General features: G+C 60.6%; 24 protein-coding genes. 20 read left to right on the top strand and 4 right to left on the bottom strand.

The genetic code is table 11. The features are described from left to right. Positions 1-93 precede the first annotated feature (93 nt). The 9 genes from VGC33_RS09615 (at position 94) to VGC33_RS09575 (ending at position 10,358) form a co-directional block, all read left to right on the top strand. Positions 94-1,770, top strand: a complete 1,677-nt coding sequence (locus tag VGC33_RS09615) for a methyl-accepting chemotaxis protein (RefSeq protein WP_331120525.1) — start codon at positions 94-96, stop codon at positions 1,768-1,770. A 49-nt stretch (positions 1,771-1,819) separates the two neighbouring features. Continuing rightward, positions 1,820-3,439, top strand: coding sequence for a methyl-accepting chemotaxis protein (locus tag VGC33_RS09610; protein WP_331120524.1), 1,620 nt, complete (start codon positions 1,820-1,822; stop codon positions 3,437-3,439). Positions 3,440-3,473: 34 nt separating this feature from the next. Next, complete coding sequence (gene cheR, locus VGC33_RS09605; protein WP_414636915.1) at positions 3,474-4,334, top strand: protein-glutamate O-methyltransferase CheR; 861 nt, start codon at positions 3,474-3,476, stop codon at positions 4,332-4,334. Continuing rightward, a complete protein-coding gene (gene cheB, locus VGC33_RS09600; protein ID WP_331120522.1) occupies positions 4,331-5,377 on the top strand; it encodes a protein-glutamate methylesterase/protein-glutamine glutaminase in 1,047 nt (348 codons plus the stop codon). The genes cheR and cheB overlap by 4 nt, the downstream gene beginning before the upstream one ends. Before the next feature lie 40 nt (positions 5,378-5,417). Continuing rightward, positions 5,418-5,807: a chemotaxis response regulator CheY gene (gene cheY, locus VGC33_RS09595; RefSeq protein ID WP_331120521.1), complete on the top strand. Its 390-nt coding sequence runs from the start codon at positions 5,418-5,420 to the stop codon at positions 5,805-5,807. 12 nt (positions 5,808-5,819) lie between these two features. Continuing rightward, positions 5,820-6,461: a protein phosphatase CheZ gene (cheZ, locus tag VGC33_RS09590; protein ID WP_331120520.1), complete on the top strand. Its 642-nt coding sequence runs from the start codon at positions 5,820-5,822 to the stop codon at positions 6,459-6,461. A 150-nt stretch (positions 6,462-6,611) separates the two neighbouring features. Further along, entirely contained in the window at positions 6,612-7,754 is a 1,143-nt protein-coding gene (gene flhB / locus VGC33_RS09585; RefSeq protein ID WP_331120519.1) for a flagellar biosynthesis protein FlhB, read from the top strand. 1 nt (position 7,755) lies between these two features. Beyond that, complete coding sequence (gene flhA / locus VGC33_RS09580; RefSeq protein ID WP_331120518.1) at positions 7,756-9,840, top strand: flagellar biosynthesis protein FlhA; 2,085 nt, start codon at positions 7,756-7,758, stop codon at positions 9,838-9,840. A gap of 38 nt (positions 9,841-9,878) precedes the next feature. Beyond that, complete coding sequence (locus tag VGC33_RS09575; protein ID WP_331120517.1) at positions 9,879-10,358, top strand: flagellar protein FlhE; 480 nt, start codon at positions 9,879-9,881, stop codon at positions 10,356-10,358. Here VGC33_RS09575 and VGC33_RS09570 read toward each other — a convergent pair. The 3 genes from VGC33_RS09570 to flgA all read right to left on the bottom strand — a co-directional run bounded on the left by VGC33_RS09570 (position 10,348) and on the right by flgA (position 11,934). After that, positions 10,348-10,791: a flagellar protein FlgN gene (locus tag VGC33_RS09570; protein WP_331120516.1), complete on the bottom strand. Its 444-nt coding sequence runs from the start codon at positions 10,789-10,791 to the stop codon at positions 10,348-10,350. The genes VGC33_RS09575 and VGC33_RS09570 overlap by 11 nt on opposite strands. A 9-nt stretch (positions 10,792-10,800) precedes the next feature. Then, entirely contained in the window at positions 10,801-11,097 is a 297-nt protein-coding gene (gene flgM / locus VGC33_RS09565) for a flagellar biosynthesis anti-sigma factor FlgM (protein ID WP_331120515.1), read from the bottom strand. 96 nt (positions 11,098-11,193) lie between these two features. Next, positions 11,194-11,934 carry a flagellar basal body P-ring formation chaperone FlgA gene (gene flgA / locus VGC33_RS09560; RefSeq protein ID WP_331120514.1) on the bottom strand — a complete coding sequence of 247 codons (741 nt, stop codon included), beginning with the start codon at positions 11,932-11,934 and terminating at the stop codon, positions 11,194-11,196. 195 nt (positions 11,935-12,129) lie between these two features. On the opposite strand from flgA, the gene flgB reads away from it, so the two are divergent. The 11 genes from flgB (at position 12,130) to flgL (ending at position 22,338) form a co-directional block, all read left to right on the top strand. Next, positions 12,130-12,540 (top strand): flagellar basal body rod protein FlgB, encoded by a 411-nt coding sequence (gene flgB / locus VGC33_RS09555; RefSeq protein ID WP_331120513.1) that lies wholly within the window; start codon positions 12,130-12,132, stop codon positions 12,538-12,540. Positions 12,541-12,546: 6 nt separating this feature from the next. Then, on the top strand, positions 12,547-12,951 hold the full coding sequence (gene flgC, locus VGC33_RS09550) for a flagellar basal body rod protein FlgC (RefSeq protein WP_331120512.1): 405 nt from the start codon (positions 12,547-12,549) through the stop codon (positions 12,949-12,951). Positions 12,952-12,963: 12 nt separating this feature from the next. Beyond that, on the top strand, positions 12,964-13,632 hold the full coding sequence (flgD, locus tag VGC33_RS09545) for a flagellar hook assembly protein FlgD (protein WP_331120511.1): 669 nt from the start codon (positions 12,964-12,966) through the stop codon (positions 13,630-13,632). A 57-nt stretch (positions 13,633-13,689) separates the two neighbouring features. Then, positions 13,690-14,895: a flagellar hook protein FlgE gene (gene flgE / locus VGC33_RS09540; protein ID WP_331120510.1), complete on the top strand. Its 1,206-nt coding sequence runs from the start codon at positions 13,690-13,692 to the stop codon at positions 14,893-14,895. Between the two features lie 21 nt (positions 14,896-14,916). After that, a complete protein-coding gene (locus tag VGC33_RS09535; protein ID WP_331120509.1) occupies positions 14,917-15,675 on the top strand; it encodes a flagellar basal-body rod protein FlgF in 759 nt (252 codons plus the stop codon). 20 nt (positions 15,676-15,695) lie between these two features. After that, positions 15,696-16,475: a flagellar basal-body rod protein FlgG gene (flgG, locus tag VGC33_RS09530; protein ID WP_331120508.1), complete on the top strand. Its 780-nt coding sequence runs from the start codon at positions 15,696-15,698 to the stop codon at positions 16,473-16,475. Between the two features lie 218 nt (positions 16,476-16,693). Next, complete coding sequence (locus tag VGC33_RS09525) at positions 16,694-17,374, top strand: flagellar basal body L-ring protein FlgH (RefSeq protein ID WP_331120528.1); 681 nt, start codon at positions 16,694-16,696, stop codon at positions 17,372-17,374. Positions 17,375-17,467: 93 nt separating this feature from the next. Further along, positions 17,468-18,532 (top strand): flagellar basal body P-ring protein FlgI, encoded by a 1,065-nt coding sequence (locus VGC33_RS09520; protein WP_331120527.1) that lies wholly within the window; start codon positions 17,468-17,470, stop codon positions 18,530-18,532. Then, positions 18,532-19,542 (top strand): flagellar assembly peptidoglycan hydrolase FlgJ, encoded by a 1,011-nt coding sequence (gene flgJ, locus VGC33_RS09515; RefSeq protein ID WP_331120507.1) that lies wholly within the window; start codon positions 18,532-18,534, stop codon positions 19,540-19,542. The genes VGC33_RS09520 and flgJ overlap by 1 nt, the downstream gene beginning before the upstream one ends. 133 nt (positions 19,543-19,675) lie before the next feature. Continuing rightward, positions 19,676-21,322: a flagellar hook-associated protein FlgK gene (gene flgK / locus VGC33_RS09510; RefSeq protein ID WP_331120506.1), complete on the top strand. Its 1,647-nt coding sequence runs from the start codon at positions 19,676-19,678 to the stop codon at positions 21,320-21,322. 47 nt (positions 21,323-21,369) lie between these two features. After that, positions 21,370-22,338 (top strand): flagellar hook-associated protein FlgL, encoded by a 969-nt coding sequence (gene flgL / locus VGC33_RS09505; protein ID WP_331120505.1) that lies wholly within the window; start codon positions 21,370-21,372, stop codon positions 22,336-22,338. 120 nt (positions 22,339-22,458) lie between these two features. On the opposite strand, the gene fliR is transcribed toward flgL, so the two are convergent. After that, positions 22,459-23,244 (bottom strand): flagellar biosynthetic protein FliR, encoded by a 786-nt coding sequence (gene fliR / locus VGC33_RS09500; protein ID WP_331120504.1) that lies wholly within the window; start codon positions 23,242-23,244, stop codon positions 22,459-22,461. Positions 23,245-23,246: the final 2 nt, after the last annotated feature.

Below are 23,246 nucleotides of genomic sequence, written 5' to 3'. Positions count from 1 at the left end.
TCCGGACGCCGGGACGCTGAATTTGCCGATAGCCGTAAAGTTTGCCGTTTGCCTGCCGATACAACTAGCACCAGTAGTAGTGGGAAAACAGGCATGTTTAACCGAATAAGAGTTGTGACCGGCTTAGTTCTTGTATTAATTATATTTTGTTTATTACAACTATCCGCCGGGGGGGTGTTTTATCACTCGCTGAAACAAGACCAGCATTATTTTGACGTTTATCAGAACCTGCGTAAGCAGCAGACCTCACTGAGCGCCAGTTGGGTTGCCCTGGTTCAGACCCGCAATACCCTTAACCGGGCGGCGGTGCGTTATCTGATGGACGAAAATAAGATGGGCAGCGGCGCGACGGTGAGCGAATTATTATCCGAAGCGGTGGGCACCCTGAGGCGTTCGGAGCAGACCTTCGGCAATTTTATGGCGATGCCGCGTGAGGAAGGGCAGGACGAGGCCAATATCCAGGCGATGAAACAGCGCTATGATGCCCTGCACGCCGCGCTGACTGAGCTGAACACCCAATTGAGCAACGGTAATATCGTCGACTTTTACGCGCAGCCTACCCAGACGGTGCAAAATAATTTCGAGGACTCCTATAGCCGTTACCTGGCCGGGAATATCCGCCTGTACAACGACGCGGTGGATAAGAACCAGCAATCCTACAATCAGTCCCTTGCCGTACTGGGCGGTGTCCTGGTCATCTTTGCCCTGATTTCCCTGCTGGTGTGGGTCGGCATCCGCCGTATCCTGCTGCATCCGCTGCGCTATCTGATTAGCCATATACGCGGTATTGCCGGAGGCGATCTCACCCAGGCGCTGACGTTAAACAGCCGCAACGAAATGGGCATGCTGGCGGAGAGCCTGCGGGACATGCAGCATTCCCTTACCGGCACCGTGCATAGCGTGCGGCAAAGCGCCGAGGCGATATACAGCGGCGCCGGCGAAATCACCGCCGGCAATACCGACTTGTCCGCGCGCACCGAGCAGCAGGCGTCGGCGCTGGAAGAAACCGCCGCCAGTATGGAACAGTTGACCGCGACGGTGAAACAGAACGCCGAAAACGCCCGTCAGGCCAGGCAACTGGCGCTAAGCGCGTCGGAAACGGCGCAAAAGGGCGGCAAGGTGGTGGATAACGTGGTCACCACCATGCATGAAATCGCCGGTAGTTCACAGAAGATAGCCGATATTACTGGGGTGATCGACGGTATTGCTTTCCAGACCAATATTCTGGCGCTGAACGCGGCGGTCGAAGCGGCGCGTGCCGGAGAGCAGGGACGCGGTTTCGCGGTGGTGGCGGGCGAGGTGCGTAGTCTGGCGCAGCGCAGCGCCCAGGCCGCCAAGGAAATCAAGGGACTGATCGACGACTCGGTCAATCGTGTCGAGGTCGGCTCGGCGCTGGTGGAAAGCGCGGGCGAAACCATGTCGGAGATTGTCGACGCGGTAACCCGCGTCACCGATATCATGGGCGAAATCTCTTCCGCATCCGATGAGCAAAGCCACGGAATCGATCAGGTCGGCGAGGCGGTGGCGGAAATGGACCGCACCACGCAGCAAAATGCCGCCCTGGTGCAGCAGTCCGCCCAGGCCGCCGCCCAGTTGGAAGCGCAGGCCGGATTGTTGACCAAGGCCGTGTCGGTATTCCGGCTCGAGACGTCGGCAGCGCCGGTGGCGACGGAAAACGAGGTCATCGCCGCGCGATCGCCAACGCCGCCGTCCGCGCCGGTAAAAAAAGCTCTGGACAGCGCGTCGCAGGAAAATTGGGAAACCTTCTGACCACTCAAACTACGCATTATATAAGCCACACACCGGCATGAGGTTAATGATGTTAACGCGTATACGGATTTCCACCAGTCTGATCATGATTGTCTTGATCTTCGGCCTGATGCAGCTGGTCAGCAGCGGACTTTCGTTTGAGAATTTCAGACGCAGCAGTGAGAATTTTCACCAGGTGGAGGCGGATAACCTTAAACGTAATTCACTGAGCATGAGCTGGTCGGAGATGCTGCAAACCCGGAACTCCCTCAACCGGGCGGCGACGCGTTTTGCGTCTTATACGCCGCTGGAACAGATCCTGCCCATTATGGAAGACGCCAAGAAAAGGCTGGCCCATGGGGAGGCGGTGTTTAAGGAATTCAACGCCTTTCCGGCGGATAACGACGCGGAGCTGGCGCTGCGCGCCAAAACCGTGAAGAGCTTCAAGGAATTCGACCAGGCGATGCACGAGGCGATAGAGATGCTGGACAACGGGAATGTCCAGGCCTTTATGAGCCAGCCGACGCAGTCGTTTCAGGATGCGTTCGAGCAGCAATACAATGCCAACATGACCCTGCTTTCCGGGGTGATAGGCGATGCCAGCGAGGCCAATCGCTCCGCTTATGGCCGCTCCGGTTGGATGCTGGGGCTGATGAGCGCCATGACCGTGCTGCTGACGCTGGTGGCATTGGTATGGCTTAAACGCATGCTGTTAAGGCCGTTGGCGGTGATGAGCGGCCATTTCAACGCCATTGCCGGCGGCGATCTGGGCAACCCTATCGTGGTCAACGGACGCAACGAAATCAGCCAACTGTTTCATCAGTTGGAAACCATGCGCGATGAATTGGCGCAAACGGTGATGACCGTGCGCCAGGGAACCGATGCCATGCTGAGCGGCATCCAGGAAATCGCCAGCGGCAATAACGACCTGTCGTCTCGCACCGAGCAGCAGGCCGCGGCGCTTGAGGAAACGGCCAGCAGCATGGAGCAGCTGACGTCCACGGTGAAGCAGAATGCCGAAAATGCCCGCCAGGCCAGCAAATTGGCAAGCCAGGCGTCCAGCACCGCGCAAAAAGGCGGTACCCTGACCGGCAACGTGGTTAAACGCATGGCCGATATCGCCGTAAGCTCGCGCAAAATCAGCGATATCACCAGCGTCATCGACGGTATTGCCTTCCAGACCAATATCCTGGCGCTGAACGCGGCGGTGGAGGCCGCGCGCGCGGGCGAGCAGGGCCGCGGTTTCGCGGTGGTGGCGGGCGAAGTACGCAGCCTGGCGCAGCGTAGCGCGCAGGCGGCCAAGGAAATCAAGGGACTTATCGACGAGTCGGCAACCCGGGTGCAGCAGGGATCGGAACTGGTGGCCTCCGCCGGGGAAACCATGGATGAGATTGTGCGTTCGGTGGCCCGCGTGACCGATATCATGGGCGAGATCGCCTCGGCGTCGGATGAACAAAGCCGGGGCATCGAACAGGTCGCCACCGCCGTCAATCAAATGGACGCGGCCACCCAGCAGAACGCGTCGCTGGTGGAGCAATCGGCCGCCGCCGGCCATGCGCTGGAATCGCAGGCGGAATCATTGATTCAGGCAGTGCGGGTATTCAGGCTCACGCAGCATGAGCTGCGGGAACCCCAGGATGAATCAACGGCATCAGACATTACCACCCGGCAACTCGGGCCAATAACTTAACGCCAAACGCAAGCGCGGCGCAATGAGAAACCCTATGCCGAACCAGGCTGAAATTGCCGCACGATGGTCCAACTGGGCACAGCAGGTGCCCTTATCCGATGCGCATTTCCAGCGCATCTGCCAATTGATTTACCAGCGGGCCGGTCTTGTGCTGGCCAGTCATAAACGGGAGATGGTGTATAACCGGTTGGTCAGGCGCCTGCGTACGCTGAATATGGCGGACTTCGGCAGCTATCTGGCATTGCTGGAGGCCGATGCCGCCGGTCCCGAGTGGGAGGTGTTCATCAACGCGCTGACCACCAACCTGACGGCATTTTTCCGCGAACTGCATCATTTCCCGGTGCTGGCGCGGCACGCCAAGGAGCGGCCGGGACCGTACAGCGTCTGGAGCACCGCGGCCTCCACCGGCGAGGAGCCTTACTCCATCGCCATGACCCTAATGGAAACCCTGACCGGTTCGCTGGCGCAGGTATCGGTTATCGGCAGCGATATCAATACCCAGGTATTGGACAAGGCCCGCGCCGGCGTGTATCGCCATGAGGAATTGCGCGGGCTGAGCACCGTGCAGCGGCAACGGTTTTTCCTGCGCGGCACCGGGCCCCATGACGGGCTGGCGCGGGTTAGGCCAGAACTGAGCGCCATGGTGAAGTTCCAGTATCTGAACCTGCTGTCTTCAGAGTGGGCGGTGCCCGGGCCGTTTGACGCGATATTTTGCCGCAACGTCATGATTTATTTTGATAAGGAGACGCAGGAGCGCATTTTGCGCCGTTTTGCGCCGCTGCTGAAGCCCGGCGGGCTGCTGTTTGCCGGCCACTCGGAAAATTTTAGTCAGATTAGCCAGGATTTCAGGCTGCGCGGACAAACGGTCTACCAGCTTACTAAGGAAAGAATATGAAAAAAATCAGAGTGCTTTGCGTGGACGACTCTGCCCTGATGCGCCAACTGATGACCGAAATCATTAATGGTTTTCCCGATATGGAAGTGGTGGCCACCGCGCCCGACCCGCTGGTGGCGCGCGATCTGATTAAAAAATTAAATCCGCAGGTGCTGACGCTGGATGTGGAAATGCCGCGCATGGATGGACTGGACTTTCTGGAAAAACTGATGCGCCTGCGGCCGATGCCGGTGGTGATGGTATCGTCCCTGACCGGGCGCGGCTCGGAAATTACCCTGCGGGCGCTGGAGCTGGGGGCGATTGATTTTGTCACCAAACCCCAGACCGGCCTGCGCGACGGCATGCTGGCCTATAGCGAGGCCATAGCCGAGAAGATCCGTACCGCCGCCCGCGCCAAGCTGCCGCAGCGGCGCTCGAGCGATGCGGCGCCGATAATCCATGTGCCGCTGCTAAGCAGCGAGAAGCTTATCGCCATCGGCGCGTCCACCGGCGGGACGGAGGCGATTCGCCACGTGCTGGAACCCTTGCCGGCCAACAGCCCCGCGCTGCTGATTACCCAGCATATGCCGCCGGGATTTACCCGTTCGTTTGCCGAACGGTTGAACAAGCTGTGCCAGATAACGGTAAAGGAAGCCGAGGACGGCGAGCGGATATTGCCGGGGTATGCCTATATCGCCCCCGGCGCCCGTCATATGGAACTGGCCCGCAGCGGCGCCAATTACCAGATCCGGCTGCATGACGGCGCGCCGGTTAACCGCCATCGCCCGTCGGTGGACGTGCTGTTTCATTCGGTGGCGCAGTTTGCCGGGCGCAACGCCGTCGGGGTGATCCTGACCGGCATGGGCAATGACGGCGCCGCCGGCATGCTGGCGATGCGCAACGCCGGCGCCTATACCCTGGCGCAGGACGAAGCCAGCTGCGTGGTGTTCGGCATGCCGCGCGAGGCGATTGCCCTGGGCGCCAGCAATGAAACCGTGCCGTTGCACCAGATGAGCCAGCGGATGATGGCGCAAATCAGCAGTGGTCAGGCATTACGTATTTAGCGGCCCGCGAATGGGTTAAATGTAAATAACAGGAGTAGGTATGGCGGACAAAGAACTCAGGTTTCTGGTGGTGGACGATTTTGCGACCATGCGTCGCATCGTCCGTAACCTGCTAAAGGAACTTGGCTTTAACAATGTGGACGAGGCCGAGGATGGCGTCGATGCCCTGACCAAGCTGCGCGCCGGCAGGATTGATTTTGTCATTTCCGATTGGAATATGCCGAATATGGACGGGCTGGCCCTGCTGCAGAATATCCGCGCCGATGGGGAGATGGCCAAGCTGCCGGTGCTGATGGTTACCGCTGAAGCCAAGAAAGAAAATATTATCGCCGCCGCCCAGGCGGGCGCCAGTGGTTATGTGGTCAAGCCGTTTACCGCGGCGACGCTGGAAGAAAAGCTTAATAAGATCTTCGAAAAGCTGGGGATGTAATCAGGAGGGGATATGAATAACACACCGACCATGCCGAATGTTAACGCCACCGCCACGGACATTATTTCCCGTATCGGACAATTGACGCGAATGCTGCGCGACAGCCTGAAGGAACTGGGCCTCGACCAGGCTATCGCCCAGGCCGCCGAAGCGATCCCCGACGCCCGCGACCGGCTGGATTATGTCGTGCAGATGACCGCCCAGGCGGCGGAACGCGCGCTTAACTGCGTGGAGGCGGCTCAGCCCCGGCAAACCGCCCTTGAGCGGGGGGCCAAGGGGCTGACCACCCGGTGGGACCAATGGTTCGACAGCCCGATTGAGCTTAGCGACGCGCGCGAGCTGGTGACCGATACCCGCCAATACCTCACCGAGGTTCCCGGCCATACCGCCTTTACCCATGCGCAGTTGCTGGAGATCATGATGGCCCAGGACTTTCAGGATCTGACCGGCCAGGTCATCAAGCGCATGATGGATGTGATCCAGGAAATAGAAAAACAACTGCTGATGGTGTTGCTGGAAAACATGCCGGAACCCTCCCCGGGCAAACGCGCCAGCGGCGGCCTGCTTAACGGCCCGCAGCTTGATCACAGCGTTGACGGAGTGGTGGCCAACCAGGGCCAGGTGGACGACCTGCTCGACAGCCTGGGTTTTTAATGTATTCCTCCATGGCCCGGACCGCCGTCCGGGCCATGCCTATGCGCCAAATAAACCCCGCTTTAGCGCGCTGTTCCCGCCATCGGTCCGGGCGCGATTTGTCATGCTAGGCACAATAATGCCCCTGGCAAAACGCATTCGGGAAGAATGATGGCGCAAGACAGCGATCAGGAAAAAAACGAGGCCCCCACCGCCCACCGGCTGGAAAAAGCCCGTGAAGAGGGACAGATCCCCCGATCGCGTGAATTAACCTCGGTATTGATGCTGCTGACCGGGCTGGCCGTGCTGTGGATGGGCGGCGAGCCGCTGGCGCGCCAACTGGCGGCGATGCTGGCCCAGGGATTGCGCTTTGACCACGGTATTATCAGTGACGATCGGCAAATCCTGTTCCAGGTGGAGTCGCTTATCACACAAACCGTCTGGGCGCTGTTGCCGGTTTTCGCCGGACTGGTGCTGATGGCGTTGGCGGCGCCGTCGCTGCTGGGCGGGGTGATGTTCAATCCCGGCTCGATAAAATTTGATTTAAACAAGCTCAACCCGCTGCCGGGCCTGAAGCGGGTGGTGTCCGCCCAGTCCCTGTCGGAACTGTTCAAGGCTATTTTGAAAGCCCTGCTGGTGGGGTGGGTCACCGGCTGGTTCCTGTGGCATAACTGGCCGCGCATGCTGCACCTGGTGCTGGAGTCGCCGATCGCGGCGCTGGGGGATGCGCTGGGGCTTATCGCCACCTGCGCGCTACTTATCATCATCTCCCTCATTCCCATCGTGGCGTTCGACGTATTTTGGCAGTTGTGGAGCCATATCAAGAAATTGCGCATGACCCGCCAGGAAATCCGCGACGAATTCAAGGATCAGGAAGGGGACCCGCACGTTAAAAGCCGCATTCGCCAGCAGCAGCGCGCCATGTCGCGCCGGCGCATGATGCGTGACGTGCCGTCCGCGGACGTTATCATTACCAACCCGACCCACTACGCCGTCGCGCTGCGTTACGAAGACAGCAAAATGAGCGCGCCGAAGGTGGTGGCCAAAGGCGCCGGCGAGATTGCCATGCGCATTCGCGCGCTGGGGGAAACGCATCACGTTCCCTTGCTGGAGGCGCCGCCGCTGGCCCGCGCGCTGTACCGGCACAGCGAGATCGGCCAGGCTATACCGGCGGCGCTGTACGCGGCGGTGGCCGAGGTGCTGGCCTGGGTTTACCAGTTCAAGCGCTGGCGCAGCCAGGGCGGCCTGATTCCGAAAAAACCCGAACATCTACCGGTGCCGGCGGCACTGGATTTTGCCCACGAGAAAGAGTGATATGGCCAATCTGGTAGCATTATTACGTTTGCCCACGAATTTCAAAACCATCCAATGGCAGATCCTGGCCGGGCCGATACTGATCCTGATGATCCTGTCGATGATGGTGCTGCCATTGCCGGCCCTGGTGCTGGATCTGCTGTTTACCTTCAATATCGCCCTGTCGATCATGGTGCTGCTGGTGGCGATGTTCACCCGCAAGACCCTGGAATTCGCGGCATTTCCCACCATCCTGCTGTTTTCCACGCTGCTCAGGCTGTCCCTGAATATCGCCTCCACGCGTATCATCCTGCTGCACGGCCATACCGGCACGGCGGCGGCGGGCCGGGTGATCGAGGCGTTCGGCCATTTCCTGGTGGGCGGTAATTTCGCCATCGGCATCGTGGTGTTCATTATCCTGGTGGTGATCAACTTTATGGTGATCACCAAGGGCGCGGGGCGCATTGCCGAGGTGGGCGCGCGCTTCGTGCTCGACGGCATGCCCGGCAAACAAATGGCCATCGACGCCGATCTTAACGCCGGTCTTATCGGCGAGGAGGAGGCCAAGGCCCGGCGCAGCGAGGTGACCCAGGAAGCGGATTTCTACGGCTCGATGGACGGGGCCAGTAAATTTGTACGCGGCGACGCCATCGCCGGCCTGATGATCATGGTGATAAACGTGATCGGCGGCCTGCTGGTGGGGATGATCCAACATGGCATGAGCCTGGGCAACGCGGCGGAAAGCTATACCCTGCTGACCATCGGCGACGGCCTGGTGGCGCAGATCCCGGCGCTGGTGATCTCCACCGCCGCGGGCGTTATCGTCACCCGCGTGGGCAGCAGCGAAGACGTCGGCCAGCAAATGGTGGGCCAGCTGTTCAATAATCCGCGGGTGATGCTGCTGAGCGCCGGCGTGCTCGGGCTGCTGGGGCTGGTGCCCGGCATGCCCAATCTGGTGTTCTTATTTTTTACCGCCATGCTGCTGGGACTGGCCTGGTGGCTGCGCGGCAAAAGCATGGTGGCGCCCGCGGTCGGCGCGCCGCCCGTGGCGCAGCAGGATAACGCGTTCGCCCGCGAGGCCAGCTGGAGCGATGTGCAACTGGAGGACCCGCTGGGCATGGAGGTGGGATATCGCCTGATCCCCATGGTGGATTTTCAGCAAAACGGCGAACTGCTGGGCCGGATCCGCAGCATCCGCAAAAAATTCGCCCAGGAGACCGGTTATCTGCCGCCGGTGGTGCATATTCGCGATAACCTCGAGCTGCAGCCGGCCAGCTACCGCATCCTGCTCAAAGGCGTGGAAATGGGGCGCGGCGAGGCTTTTCCCGGCCGCTGGATGGCGATTAATCCCGGCGGCGCGGCGGGAGAACTGGCCGGCGATGTGACCCGCGATCCGGCATTCGGCCTGCCGGCGGTCTGGATCGACAGCGCCCTGAAGGAGCAGGCGCAGATACAAGGCTACACCGTGGTGGAGGCCAGCACCGTGGTGGCCACCCACCTTAACCATCTGATCGGCATCCATTCCAGCGAACTGCTGGGCCGCCAGGAGACCCAGCAATTGCTGGAACGGGTGACGCAGGAAATGCCGAAACTGACCGAAGACTTTATTCCCGGCACCCTGTCGCTGACGATTTTCCATAAAGTGTTGCAAAACCTGCTGGCGGAAAGCGTGCCGATCCGTGATATGCGCACCATTATCGAAACCCTGGCCGAACATGCCCCGGTGCAAAAAGATCCGGCCGAACTGACGGTGGTGGTAAGGGTGGCGCTGGGGCGGGCCATCACCCAGCGTTGGTTCCCGGGCGACAGTGAAATCCAGGTGATCGGCCTGGATTTGGCGCTGGAACGCGTCTTGCTGCAGGCTCTGCAAAGCGGCGGCGGGCTGGAGCCGGGCATGGCCGACCGGGTACTGGCCCAGGCCCGGGAGGTATTGCGGCAGCAGGAAAACCTGAACGCGCCGCCGGTCTTGCTGGTCAACCATAGCCTGCGGCCGCTGCTGGCGCGCTTCCTGCGCCGCACCCTGCCGCAGTTGGCGGTGCTCTCGAACCTCGAGGTCAGCGACCAGCGGCAAATCCGCATGACCAGCATGCTGGGCGCCAGCCAGTGATCTTCCGCCGCGGCCGGCCGGCCGGACCTCGCCCCGGGATGGCGCGCCGCCTGTTAACCGCTACGCTGGCGGCCCTATTGCCATTGGCGGCGCCGTTATCCGCGCTGGGCGATGATGCCTCGGCCGGCGTCGCGCCCGCGCCAGTCAGCTCCGGCCATCAGGGCGGCTGGCAAGGCATTGGGCATATGCTGGTGCTGACGCAGCGCGGCAGCGCCAAAAGCAGCCCGCCGATGCGCCCCTTCGCGCCGTTGCCGGCCGGGGTGCGCGTCACTTCGGTCAACTGGCGGATAGACACCGGCCGGCCGCTGCCTTCGCATGCCTCGCTTTCGCTGTGTATGCCGGGGAAATGTGTTGACCTTGACGGGCTGTCGGGGCGCAGCGATGCCTTCGCGGGCCAGCCGGCGGACAATCCGGTGACGCTGGTGATACAGGTGGCGGGGCGCGGAACGCTAAGCCCGCCGCCGGTTTTAAATCGCTTCCAGGTGCTGGTGAATTACCAAGGGGAGTTTAAACGCTGAATTTGCGCCCGAGCGCGTTGCCGCCCAGTGCCTGGCCGTCGGGACCATACATGCGGCGCTGGGTTTGATATTCCTCCAGCACCGTTAACACCTGATCGTTATGCTTGAGGTGCTGGGCCAGTAATAAGCCGTTACGGTAGTTATTGCGGTTTAAATCTTCCGTAAGCAGGATGATCGCCTGCCAGATCTGGTGCAGGCCGGGATGAAGATCGTAGGGGGGAAGGCCGGCGTCGCAGGCCAGCGCCCGCTGCTGACGGTGATGGTCCACATGCTGCAGGGTGGTTAACTGCTCGTTTTTATTTTCCGTCACCCGGTGCAGCAACGCGGTATTCACCTGGCCGGCGCTCAGCAAACGCTGCTCTTCCACCAGGGTCAGCTCCAACTGCTGTAAAATGCCCAGCATCCGGGCGCAGATCTGTTCCAGTTCGTTCATGGCCGTCGCTTATTCTTCCAGCATTGTTCGCGTTTGCGCAATCAGCGCATCGGCAATCTTGCCGGTATCAATTTTTAATTCGCCGTTGCGGATGGCCTGCTTCAGGCTTGCCACTTTCGCGACGTTGATGTCCTGGCTGCCGGCCAGACGCAGCCGCGCCTGGGCATCGCTCAGGTTGACCTGCGTCTCCTCGCCGGACGTCACGGCGGGGGCGGCGGTTTTGGCTTTCGACGACTGGACAGTACCTTGGTCAGTACCCTGTAAGGTGGACAAAGGCGGTATCGGGCGCGTACTTTCAATACTCATACAGTCTCGCTTAAATAGTAGGTAAATGACGCTGTAGGCTTGTCTGGTATTATCGGTCAAATCCACCAAAGCTTTAATCTTTAATCCACGCGGCCATCAAGGCTCGATGCGGATACCGCCGTCGGGGTTAACCAGGCCGACCACCATTTGACCGGAGTCCATCCGCACCCGCAGGCGGTCGTTGACCGCCGCGTTGCCCATCGCCTTGCCGGTGCCCTGTACCGAAAATCCCTCGCCCTGCGCCGTGACCTGCACCGGCTGGCCGGTTTTCACCAGCCAGGGGCGACGCAGCATGGCGGCGGTCAACACCTGGCCGGCGCCCACGGCCCTATCGCTTAGGCTACCGTAAACCCAGGCCATATCGGTAAGCGGCGTGACGGACATATTGTCCACGCGCCCGGTTTGCCAGGCCACATCTCCCGGCGCCAGCGTCTGGTTGGCGCTGATGGCGCGGGCGGTGACCAGGTAGCGATCGGTGACCTGCACCTCGGCCTGGATATAGCTTTTCTGATTGCCGCATATCACCTGGATACTGATGTTGCCGCGGGCGCGATTATTGGCCGGCAATGCAAACTGCGGCTGCTCGCAGGCCGGCCTGCGCGCGGCCGGGGTTTTTACCACGACGGTCAGGGCGACCGGCGGCGAGGCATATTGCCGCAGCACAAATTCGGTCAGCCCCTCGGTAAGGCGATCGGCCGCCCGGGCGCCGGTGGACAACAGCAGAACGCCCGCCATGCCGTACAGGCATCCATTGGCCACGCGGCGCGCCGTCGGCCGTCGGCCGCCCGCCGCCCGTCCGGGTTCGCCGTCCGGCATTTGTCTGTTTTGTCCGCTCACGCCATACCCCTGGTTATGGAGGGATCCTTGTTATCCGCCGGCCTGCGCGGTAACCCCGGAAAACAAGTGTACCGGTCCGCCTTTGTCGCCAATGGGTAAATTAGCGCTGCAATACATGCTTATTCCAACGATAGGCAGACTAATGATGCGTCTAAGCTGGCATCCATAAATCAGTATGGCCTTTTTAGGATAATGATGATTGATAAACTTGATGCTGCCCTGCAATTCCAGCAGGAGGCCCTTAACCTGCGCGCGCAGCGTCAGGAAATTCTTGCCGCCAATATCGCCAATGCCGATACCCCCGGCTACCAGGCGCGCGATATCGATTTCGCCGGCGAATTAAACAAAGCGATCGCCCAGGGGCGCGCCAGCGGCAATTCACTGTCGTTAACCACCACCTCGGCGCGCCATATCGAGGCGTCCACCGCCGCACCCGCCGCCAGGGAATTATTGTACCGCGTGCCGGACCAGCCGGCGCTGGACGGCAATACCGTCGATATGGATCGCGAAAGAACGCAGTTCGCCGAAAACAGCCTGCAATACCAAACCGACCTGACGGTGCTGGGCGGGCAGATTAAAAACATGCTTTCCGTGCTACAGGAGTAATCAGCCATGGGTATGACGTCGATTTTTGCTATTTCCGGCTCCGCGCTGACCGCGCAATCCCAGCGGATGAACGTGGCCGCCAGCAACCTGGCCAATGCCGACAGCGTCACCGGACCGGACGGCCAACCCTACCGCGCCAAGGAAGTGGTGTTCCAGGTTGCGGCGCCCGCCGGACAGGAAATAGGGGGCGTACAGGTCAGCGGGGTGGTGGAATCGCCGGCGGCGGACAAACTGGTCTATCAGCCGGGCAATCCGATGGCGGATGAAAAGGGATACGTGCGCATGCCCAATGTCAACGAGGTCGATGAGATGGTGAACAGCATGGCGGCCTCGCGCAGCTACCAGACCAATATCGAAGTGCTGAACACCGCCAAAATCCTGATGCAGAAAACCCTGACGCTGGGTCAATAATCGGAGCACGCCATGAGCACCACCGTTAACACCAATAATACCACCAACAATGCCGCCGCCACCGCCACCGGCAGCAGCAGCGCGGACCTGCAGAATCAGTTTCTCAAGCTGCTGGTGGCGCAGTTGCAAAACCAGGACCCGACCAATCCGATGGACAACGCGCAGTTGACCACCCAATTGGCGCAGATAAGCACCCTCAGCGGCATTGAAAACCTCAATACCACCCTTGGGTCGATTTCCGGCCAGCTGACGACCAGCCAGTCGCTGCAGGCGTCCACCCTGGTGGGCCACGGCGTCATGATCGACGGCAGCGGCATTCTGGTCGGCGCCGATAGCTCCACCACGCCGTTCGGGGTGTCGCTGGATAATGCGTCCACCACCACCACCGTGACCATCAAGGACTCGACCGGCGCCGTGGTGCGCACCGTGGATCTCGGCGCGCAATCCGCCGGTGTGCACAGCTTCTCCTGGGACGGCACCAACGATGCCGGCACCGCCGTAGCGGAAGGCGCCTATACCTTCACCATGGCGGCAACCTCGGCGAGCGGCGCAAACGTCGTGAGCACGCCGCTGCAATACGCCGCGGTCTATGGCGTGAATACCAATGCCACCGGCGGCACGGAGCTGAACCTTGGCCTGGCCGGCAATATTACGCTGGATAAGGTTCGCCAAATCATCTAAAGGGCACTGGCGCCGCCAATCACGGCATGTCGGGTGTTTTTACCACAGGAGAGTTACATGGGTTTTTCACAAGCGGTCAGCGGGTTGAATGCCGCCTCAAATAATTTAAACGTTATCGGCAACAATATCGCCAACTCTGAAACCAGCGGCTTTAAATCGGCTTCCGTGTCCTTTGCCGACGTCTACGCCAGCTCCCAGGTGGGACTGGGCGTCAAGGTGGCGTCGGTGTCGCAAAACTTCAAGGACGGCACGGTGAACACCACCGATAACGACCTGAACGTGGCCATCTCCAATAACGGGTTTTTCCGCCTGACGGATGCCAGCGGCTCGGTGTATTATTCGCGTAACGGCGATTTTTCCCTGGACCCCAACCGCAACCTGGTCAACAGCAGCGGCCTGAACGTGACCGGCTACGCCGCCACCGGCACGCCGCCGACCATCCAGCAGGGCGCCAACCCGGTAAACCTGAGCATCCCCACCACCGGCATGGCGGCGAAAGCCACCTCCACCGGTACCATGGTGCTGAAGCTCAACTCGGGATCAGCGGTGCTCACCGATGCCGATTTTGATCCCAACGATTCGGCCACCTACAGTTTTTCCCAACCGCTGACCACCTACGACAGTCTCGGCAATCCGCACAATATGAGCTTTTATTTCGTCAAGACCGCGGAAAACACCTGGCAGGTACACAGCGTCGACGGCAGCAACAGCACCGCAACCCCGGCCAACCTGGGCACGGTAAAATTCGATACCAACGGACAACTGACCGGCACCGATAACTTCACGGTCAACGTGGGCAGTATTAACGGCTCCGCGGCCAGCGCCTTTAATATCAGTTTCGCCGGCACCCAGCAGCAGTACACCACCACCAGCAGCGTCAGCAGCCAGGGCCAGAACGGCTATTACGCCGGCGACCTGACCAAGTACGCCATCAATGACGACGGCACCATCACCGGCACCTACTCCAACGGCCAGGACCAGTTGCTGGGGCAGATCGTGCTGGCCAACTTCGCCAATCCGCAGGGACTGAAATCCGACGGCAACAACGTCTGGACCGCCACGTCCGCGTCGGGACAAGCCATCGTCGGCACCGCGGGCAGCGGCAATTTCGGTTCGCTGACCCCCGACGCGCTGGAAAGCTCCAACGTCGACCTGAGCAAGGAACTGGTCAATCTGATCGTCGCCCAGCGCGATTATCAATCGAATGCGCAGACCATCAAGGCGCAGGACACCATCATGCAAACGCTGGTCAATTTGAGCTGATCGCTCTGACGGAATAAGCCAATGGATCACGCAATCTATACCGCCATGGGCGCCGCCGGCCAGACCCTTGACCAGCAGGCGATCATTACCAACAACCTGGCCAACGCCTCGACGCCGGGTTTTCGCGCGCAATTGTCCGCCATGCGGGCGGTGCCCATCGAGGGCCAGACCCTGCCGACGCGTACGCTGGTGGTCGCCTCCACCCCCGGCGCGCTGATGACCCAGGGGCCGCTGGATAACACCGGCCGTCCGCTGGATGTGGCGGTACAGGATCAGGGCTGGCTGGCGGTGCAATTGCCCGACGGGTCAGAGGCCTATACCCGTAACGGCAATATCCAGATGGATAACACCGGCCAATTGCTGATCCAGGGGTATCCGGTCGTTGGCCAAAACGGCCCGCTGACGGTGCCGACCCAATCGGCCATCACCCTTGCGGCCGACGGCACCGTTTCGGCGCTGGGCGACGGCGACGCGCCCAATACCAGCGGCCCGGTCGGACAGCTCAAGCGGGTAAAACCCACCGACCAAAGCCAGCTGGTGCGCGGCGACGACGGCCTGTTCCATCTGTCCGCCGCGGCCACGGCGGCGGTGGGCGTTAGCCTGCCCAATGACGACACCGTCAAGGTCATGCCCGGCGTGCTCGAAGGCAGCAATGTCAACACCGCGGAAACCCTGGTGGACATGATCGGCAGCGCGCGGCGTTTCGAAATGCAGATGAAGGTGATTACCGACGTCGATCAGAACGCGGAGCATGCCAATCAGCTGCTTTCACTTAGCTAATTTTTCGGGAGTATAAACGGATGATCCGTTCATTATGGATTGCCAAGACCGGTCTGGACGCGCAGCAGACCAATATGGATGTCATATCCAATAACCTGGCGAACGTCAGCACCAACGGCTTCAAGCGCCAGCGCGCGGTATTTGAGGATCTGTTGTACCAGACCGTTCGCCAGCCGGGCGCGCAGTCGTCGGAACAGACCACCCTGCCTTCCGGTTTACAACTGGGCACCGGGGTGCGGCCGGTCTCCACCGAACGCATGCAAACCCAGGGCAATCTGCAGGCCGCCGATACCAAAGACGTGGCGATCAACGGCAAGGGTTTCTTTCAGGTGCAGATGCCGGACGGCACTACCGCCTATACCCGCGACGGTTCATTTCAGCAGAATCAGAACGGCCAGTTGGTGACCTCCAGCGGCTATCTGATACAGCCGGCGATTACCGTGCCGGAAAATGCGCTGAACATGACGGTATCCCGCGACGGGGTGGTCAGCGTGACCATCCAGGGGCAAACCGCCGCAAGCCAGATAGGGCAACTGACGCTCAGCACCTTTATCAACGAGGCCGGTTTGGAGAGCCTGGGGGAAAACCTATACCAGGAAACCGACAGTTCCGGCGCGCCCAATGAATCCACCCCCGGACAGAACGGCGCGGGACTGCTGAACCAGGGCTATGTGGAAACCTCGAATGTCAATGTGGCGGAGGAACTGGTGAATATGATCCAGGTCCAGCGCGCCTATGAAATCAACAGCAAAGCCGTTACCGCCTCCGACGCCATGCTGCAAAAGCTGACGCAACTCTAGGGCGGAGGGGATACCAAGTGACGCTGTAACTTAATAGCAGCAATACATTACACTGTCACTTTTAGCCCGTGCTGACAGGGTTTATATAAGTTACGGTGTCACATTTTACCGCGTTTCCCGGCACCGGGTTGACCGGCCGGGAATCAACAGGTCATATGAAAGTGAAAAAGAGTAACCCTACCTTGCCCCCTATCCGGCAGGGGTTTTGCGGCTTGCCCATGGCGGGCGTTGTGGCGGCGCTCGGCCTGTTGATCATGCCGGGCTGCGCTTATATGCCGCATAAAAACCTGGTGGAAGGCGAAACCAGCGCCCAGCCGGCCCCGGCTTCGATGCCGATCGCCAACGGATCGATTTTCCAGGCGGTGCAGCCGATGAACTACGGTTACCAGCCGTTGTTCGAGGACCGGCGGCCGCGCAACGTCGGCGATATCCTGACCATCACGCTGCAGGAAAACGTCAGCGCCAGTAAAAGTTCCTCCGCCAATACGGCGCGCAAGTCTTCCAATACGCTTAACCTGGCCACCACGCCCAGCATGCTGACCGGCGCCATCGGCAACGGCAAGGCGGACCTGGACGCCTCCGGCACCAATGATTTTGACGGCAAGGGTGGCGCCACCGCCAAAAATACCTTTACCGGCACCATTACGGTCACCGTGCAGCAGGTGCTGGCCAACGGCAACCTGAAGGTGGTGGGCGAGAAGCAGATCGCCATAAACCAGGGCGCCGAATATATCCGTTTCTCCGGCATCGTCAATCCGCGCACCATAAACGGCAACAATGCGGTGGTCTCCACCCAGGTGGCGGATGCCCGCATCGAATATGTCGGCAAAGGTTATATCAATGAAGCGCAGGAAATGGGTTGGCTGCAGCGCTTCTTCCTTAATATTTCACCCTTTTAACAGGCGGCCGGCACCATGCGGATTTCAGCTTTACCCTTACGGTTAACCGCCGCCATCGCCGGGCGGTGTTTGGCCTGCGCGCTGGCGCTGTCGATGTGTCTCCAGCCGGCCGGCGCGGAGCGCCTGCGCGATCTGGTGGATATCCAGGGCGTGCGTGACAACCCGCTGATAGGCTACGGGCTGGTGGTGGGGCTGGACGGCACCGGCGATCAGACCACCCAAACGCCGTTTACCACCCAAAGCCTGACCAATATGCTGTCGCAAATGGGCATCGCGGTGCCGAGCGGCACCAATATGCAGCTGAAAAACGTTGCCGCGGTGATGGTCACCGCCAATTTCCCGGCCTTTGCGCGCGCCGGACAGAATATCGACGTGGTGGTCTCGTCCATGGGATCGGCCAAAAGCCTGCGCGGCGGCACACTGCTGATGACCCCGCTGAAGGGGTCGGACAACCAGGTCTACGCCCTGGCGCAGGGCAATTTGCTGGTCGGCGGTTCGGGCGCCTCTTCCGGCGGCAGCCGGGTGCAAATCAACCAGTTGGCCGGCGGGCGCATCAACAACGGCGCGGTCATCGAGCGCGAACTGCCCAGTACCTTTGGCGCCAGCCGTATCCTGACGCTGCAGCTCAAGCAGGAGAATTTCAGCCTGGCGCAGCGCATCAGCGACGCGATCAACGGGCAAAACGGCCTGGGCATCGCCCGCGCCCTGGATGCGCGCACCATCGAGCTGCAAATGCCGGCCAATAACAGCAGCCAGGTCCGTTTCCTGGCGCAAATCCAGGATATCAATATTGCCATGGGCGAAATGGATGCCAAGGTGATTATCAATTCACGCACCGGATCGGTGGTGATGAATCGCAACGTCATGCTGGACAATTGCGCGGTGGCCCAGGGCAACCTGTCGGTGGTGGTGAATAACCAGCAAAGCGTCAGCCAGCCGGATACGCCGTTTGGCGGCGGACAGACGGTGGTGACCAATCAAACGCAGATTTCGGTAAACCAAAGCGGCGGTTCGCTTCAGCAGGTCAATTCCAGCGCCAGCCTGAACAACGTTATCCGCACCCTGAATTCCCTGGGCGCCACCCCCAACGATCTGATGTCGATTTTGCAGGCCATGCACAGCGCCGGCTGTCTGCAGGCCACGCTGGAGATCATCTGATGCAGCTTGACAATGCCGCCGATTTCTCGTCCGCCGCCTATGACGTGAAATCACTGCAAAAACTGCACAACCAGGCGGCTCAGTCTTCCCCGCAGGCGCTGAAGACGGTGGCAAAACAGGTGGAGGGACTGTTTGTGCAGATGATGCTGAAAAGCATGCGCGCCGCGCTGCCCAAGGGCGGGATATTCGACAGCGACCAGACCGACCTGTTCACCAGCCTGTACGACCAGCAGATGTCCCAGCAGCTGACGGCCAAAGGCTTGGGGCTGGCGGATATGATGGTGAAACAGCTTGGCGGGCAAAATGCCGGGGCGCCGGCGGATGGCGCGCCTGAAGCCACGGCCCCGTCGCCGGCCGATCACGTCCTCGCCGCCGCCTCGCTGACCCGTGGCGACGCGCCGCCGGGCGCCGGCGCCGTCAACCCCCAATATATGACGCCGGCCCTGATGGGCGAGCTATGGCGGCGCGATCGCCAGCAGGCCTCGCCGCAGACCGCGGCCCAGACGCCGGGCGGGGGGAGTTTTACCGACCGCCTGTCGATTCCGGCGATGATTGCCAGCCGGCAAAGCGGCATTCCCCATCATCTGATCATGGCGCAGGCGGCGCTGGAATCGGACTGGGGCAAACGGGAAATTCCCGCCGGCGACGGCAAGACCAGTTTCAACCTGTTCGGCATCAAAGCGTCCGACGACTGGCAGGGCAAGACCACCACCGTGACCACCACCGAATACCAGAACGGCCTGGCGGTCAAGGTGCAGCAGAAGTTCCGGGTCTATGACTCCTACCTTGACGCCTTAAGCGACTATATCCATGTGCTGACGGACAATCCACGCTATCGCGACGTGGTGAGCGCCGTGCAGCCCGAGGCCGGGGCCTATGCGCTGCAGCGCGCCGGCTACGCCACCGATCCGGCTTACGCCGCCAAGCTTATCCAGATTATCACCCAGCTAAAACACGGCGCCCAGCGGGCGGCCACGGCGTACAGCCACGATCTCGGCGAGCTGTTCTAGGCAACCGGGGCGCGGAGGGTTTTTTTGCCGCGGCGCTCAAGTTTAACCGGTTGTGGACGATATAAGTATAAAGGGTGGAGCGCGCCGTCGCAGGTGAGCAGGGCGCCACAGACTCCCGGCATAAGGAAAAACGATGTCCAGTACCTTAGTGAATATTGCCTCCAGCGGCATCCAGGCCGCACAGGCCGCGCAGAACGCGGTGGCGAACAACATCAGCAATGTGTATGTTCCCGGCTATAACCGCCAGACCGCCCAGCTCACGGAAATGCTGGCCAGCGGTACCTCCGGCAACGGCGTTTCGGTGACCGGCGTGAGTCGCGCCTATGATTCCCTGGTGGTGAACCAACTGCGGTCCGCGTCGTCAACCTATGCCGCCTCCAGCAGTTATTATGACCAGATATCGCAAATCAATACCTTGCTGTCGAACACCGACAGCGACCTGTCCACCATGATCAGTACGTTTTTCAAGAGCATCCAGTCGCTGAGCAGCAACGCGCAGGACAGCGCGGCGCGCCAGACGGTTATCAGCAGCTCGCAAAGCCTGGTCAACCAGTTCAAGAGCGCCAACACCTATTTGCAGAATATGGACGACGCGGTAAACCAGCAGCTCTCCTCCAGCGCCGATCAGATTAACGTTTACGCCAAGCAAATCGCCAACCTTAACGATCAGATCGTGCGCCAGGGCGGCGGCGATACTTCCAATGCCCTGCTGGATCAGCGCGATCAGCTGGTTAGCGAGCTTAATGGCATCGTCGGGGTAACCGCCAGCGTGCAGGATAATAATTCGGTAAACCTGACCTTCGGCAACGGACTGACGCTGGTGCAGGGCAGCAGCGCCTACCAGGTCAAGGTGGTGGCGTCGAGCGCCGATGCGTCGCGCAGCGCGCTGGCCTACGACCGCGGTACCGGCACCCCGGGCGAAATCGACGAAAGCAGCCTGACCACCGGCAGCGTCGGCGGTTTGCTCAGCTTCCGTTCCGGCGCATTGGACGATGCCCGCAGCCGTCTTGGCCAGATTGCCCTGGGACTGGCCGGCAGCTTTAATGCGACGCACAAGCTCGGGGTCGATCTTAACGGTGACGCAGGCGAGGAATTTTTCAGCTACAGCGACCCGACCGTCAACGCCAATAGCAAAAACAGCGGCACGGCGGTGATGACCGTCACCTATGGCGATACCAAACTGGTCAAGGCCACCGATTACAATGTGAAGTATGCCGGCGGCGCCTGGCAGGTTACGCGCGCCAGCGACGGCACCGCCGTCGATATCCAGCCCGCGCCCGTCACCGACGCCGATGGCAATACCACCATGAGTTTTGACGGACTGAACGTTTCCATCAGCAGCGGGGCCGCGGCCAGCGATAAATTCACCATCAATACCGTCGACAATGTTATTAACAGCCTGTCGGTGGCGATAACCGACCCGGCCAAGATTGCCGCCGGTCTTGACGACAGCTCCGGCGGCGACAGCGACAACCGCAACGCGCAGGCGCTGTTGGCGCTGCAAACCACCAAGGTGGTCGGCGGGACGGCGACGCTTAGCACCGCTTACGCTTCGCTGGTCAGCAATATCGGCACCAAAACCAGCAACGCCGAGGTGACCAGCACCGCGCAGTCCAATATTGTCGATCAGCTGACCGCCCGGCAACAATCGATTTCGGGGGTTAACCTCGACGAGGAATATATCGACCTCACGCGTTTTCAACAGTATTACCAGGCCAATGCCAAGGTGCTCAATACCGCCAGCGACATGTTCAATACACTCTTGTCGGCGGTCAATTAAACGGCCCCTGGCCACCTATTTACGTCTAAGCGGAAAGGATAAACCCCATGCGTCTTAGTACCAGCATGATTTATCAGCAGAATCTGAACAGCATTACCAACGCCTACAGCAAATGGCAGGCCACCGGCGTGCAACTGGCCACCGGCAACCGGGTGAACTCGCCTTCCGACGACCCGATCGCCGCCTCGCAGGCAGTGGGCGTAAACCAAATGCAGGCGCAGGGCGCGCAATATTCCGCGGCGCGCAGCACGGCAGAAGCCAGCCTGTCGCTGGAGAGCACCGTGCTGGCCCAGGTGACCACCGCGGTGCAGGGCATACAGTCACTGCTGGTTCAGGCGGGAGACGGCACGCTGGGAGATTCGGACCGCCAGTCGCTGGCCACCAAACTGCAATCTTATAAAGATCAACTGCTGACGCTGGCCAATACCCAGGACGCCAACGGCAACTATATGTTCGCCGGCTATAAAACCGGCGCCGCGCCGTTCAAGCAGGATGCCGACACCGGCGCCGTGACCTACGTCGGCGGCGACACGGCGGTAAGCCAGGATGTCGACTCCAGCCGCACCATGACCATCGGCGATACCGGCAAGACGGTATTCGACAGCCTGACCGCCGGTTATACCGTCGAACCGGACGACGCCCCCAGCGAAACCAATGTATTCAACACCATCGATCTGGCGCTGAAGGCGCTGAACACGCCGCTGGACGACGCGGACGACGCCGCCCGCGCCACCTATAACGCCGATATGGCCAAGGCCCAGCGCGGCATGAGCAACGCGCTGGACAACGTATCGTCGGTGCAGTCGGCGGCGGGCAGCAAGTTGAACGAACTGGATACGCTGGACAGTATCGGCACCGACCGTGCCACTATCTATACCACGCGGCTTAATGATTTGATCGGCGCGGACCCCTACCAGGTCATTTCCGATTACAGTAAACAGCAAACGGCGTTACAGGCGTCCTACGCCACCTTTAACGCCATGCAGAAACTGTCTTTGTTCCAGACCAATTCATAACCAGGCAGCAAACCCGTCCGGTGGCTCTGGCGGGGTAATCTTGGGTGGGTAATCATGTGTGCCCGCCCTCTTGGTATGCCCTTCGGGTAACGACGGAGGGCATACCTTTTTTTTATCCTTTTATCCCTTGGGCATTTCCGCCAGGATATCCGCCAGCAAATCGAAGGTTTCGCCCATCAGTTTTTCACTGTAGGGCGCCAGCAGCGGCAGCAGCAGGCCAAAGGTCAGGATGCCGATGGTCAGGGTCAGCGGAAAGCCGATCACAAACACGGTCAGCTGCGGCGAGACGCGGTTGAGCAGGCCAAGCGCGATATTCAGCGTCAGCAGCAGCGTGATCATCGGCAGGGCCAGCATCAGGCCATTGATGAAAATCATGCCGCCGGCGCGGCACAGCGCCATAAAGGCATTGGCGTTGAGCGGCAGGCCGGAGACCGGCAGGGAATGGAAACTGTCCGCCAGCAGGGAAATCATCCACAGGTGGCCGTTCAGGCTGGTGAACACCAGCATGGCGAGCAGATTGAGCAGTTGGGCCAGTATCGGCATATTCAGGCCGCTGGCCGGGTTGAAAAACGTGGCGAAGGACAGGCCCATTTGCAGGCCGATCACTTCGCCGGCCATGCGTATGGCGGCGAAGGCAAACTGCATGGTCAGCCCCAGCGCGGTGCCAATCAGGATCTGTTCAATCGCCAGCCAGAAACCCGATATGGAAAACAGCGGCGTGCTGATGGGCGGCAAACCGGGCGCCAGTATCAGGGTCACCATCAGTCCCAGTCCCACCTTGATGCGCGCCGGAATGATTTTTTCGCTAAACAGCGGCGCGGTGCCGATAAGCGCCAGAATACGTACCAGCGGCCAAAAATACTGGCCGATCCAGAACGCCAGCTGCGTGGTATCCAGTTGCAGCATGG

It is taken from the genome of Acerihabitans sp. (assembly GCF_036398755.1).
Lineage (GTDB): Bacteria > Pseudomonadota > Gammaproteobacteria > Enterobacterales > Enterobacteriaceae > Acerihabitans.
Note: the sequence above shows the minus strand (reverse complement) of the source record. Positions and strands in the feature narration are given on the sequence as shown.

Coding starts and splice junctions, on each gene's coding strand:
- VGC33_RS09615 (WP_331120525.1), top strand. CDS start 94: ATGTTTAACCGAATAAGAGTTGTGACCGGCTTAGTTCTTGTATTAATT.
- VGC33_RS09610 (WP_331120524.1), top strand. CDS start 1,820: ATGTTAACGCGTATACGGATTTCCACCAGTCTGATCATGATTGTCTTG.
- cheR (WP_414636915.1), top strand. CDS start 3,474: ATGCCGAACCAGGCTGAAATTGCCGCACGATGGTCCAACTGGGCACAG.
- cheB (WP_331120522.1), top strand. CDS start 4,331: ATGAAAAAAATCAGAGTGCTTTGCGTGGACGACTCTGCCCTGATGCGC.
- cheY (WP_331120521.1), top strand. CDS start 5,418: ATGGCGGACAAAGAACTCAGGTTTCTGGTGGTGGACGATTTTGCGACC.
- cheZ (WP_331120520.1), top strand. CDS start 5,820: ATGAATAACACACCGACCATGCCGAATGTTAACGCCACCGCCACGGAC.
- flhB (WP_331120519.1), top strand. CDS start 6,612: ATGGCGCAAGACAGCGATCAGGAAAAAAACGAGGCCCCCACCGCCCAC.
- flhA (WP_331120518.1), top strand. CDS start 7,756: ATGGCCAATCTGGTAGCATTATTACGTTTGCCCACGAATTTCAAAACC.
- VGC33_RS09575 (WP_331120517.1), top strand. CDS start 9,879: ATGGCGCGCCGCCTGTTAACCGCTACGCTGGCGGCCCTATTGCCATTG.
- VGC33_RS09570 (WP_331120516.1), bottom strand. CDS start 10,791: ATGAACGAACTGGAACAGATCTGCGCCCGGATGCTGGGCATTTTACAG.
- flgM (WP_331120515.1), bottom strand. CDS start 11,097: ATGAGTATTGAAAGTACGCGCCCGATACCGCCTTTGTCCACCTTACAG.
- flgB (WP_331120513.1), top strand. CDS start 12,130: ATGATTGATAAACTTGATGCTGCCCTGCAATTCCAGCAGGAGGCCCTT.
- flgC (WP_331120512.1), top strand. CDS start 12,547: ATGGGTATGACGTCGATTTTTGCTATTTCCGGCTCCGCGCTGACCGCG.
- flgD (WP_331120511.1), top strand. CDS start 12,964: ATGAGCACCACCGTTAACACCAATAATACCACCAACAATGCCGCCGCC.
- flgE (WP_331120510.1), top strand. CDS start 13,690: ATGGGTTTTTCACAAGCGGTCAGCGGGTTGAATGCCGCCTCAAATAAT.
- VGC33_RS09535 (WP_331120509.1), top strand. CDS start 14,917: ATGGATCACGCAATCTATACCGCCATGGGCGCCGCCGGCCAGACCCTT.
- flgG (WP_331120508.1), top strand. CDS start 15,696: ATGATCCGTTCATTATGGATTGCCAAGACCGGTCTGGACGCGCAGCAG.
- VGC33_RS09525 (WP_331120528.1), top strand. CDS start 16,694: ATGGCGGGCGTTGTGGCGGCGCTCGGCCTGTTGATCATGCCGGGCTGC.
- VGC33_RS09520 (WP_331120527.1), top strand. CDS start 17,468: ATGTGTCTCCAGCCGGCCGGCGCGGAGCGCCTGCGCGATCTGGTGGAT.
- flgJ (WP_331120507.1), top strand. CDS start 18,532: ATGCAGCTTGACAATGCCGCCGATTTCTCGTCCGCCGCCTATGACGTG.
- flgK (WP_331120506.1), top strand. CDS start 19,676: ATGTCCAGTACCTTAGTGAATATTGCCTCCAGCGGCATCCAGGCCGCA.
- flgL (WP_331120505.1), top strand. CDS start 21,370: ATGCGTCTTAGTACCAGCATGATTTATCAGCAGAATCTGAACAGCATT.
- fliR (WP_331120504.1), bottom strand. CDS start 23,244: ATGCTGCAACTGGATACCACGCAGCTGGCGTTCTGGATCGGCCAGTAT.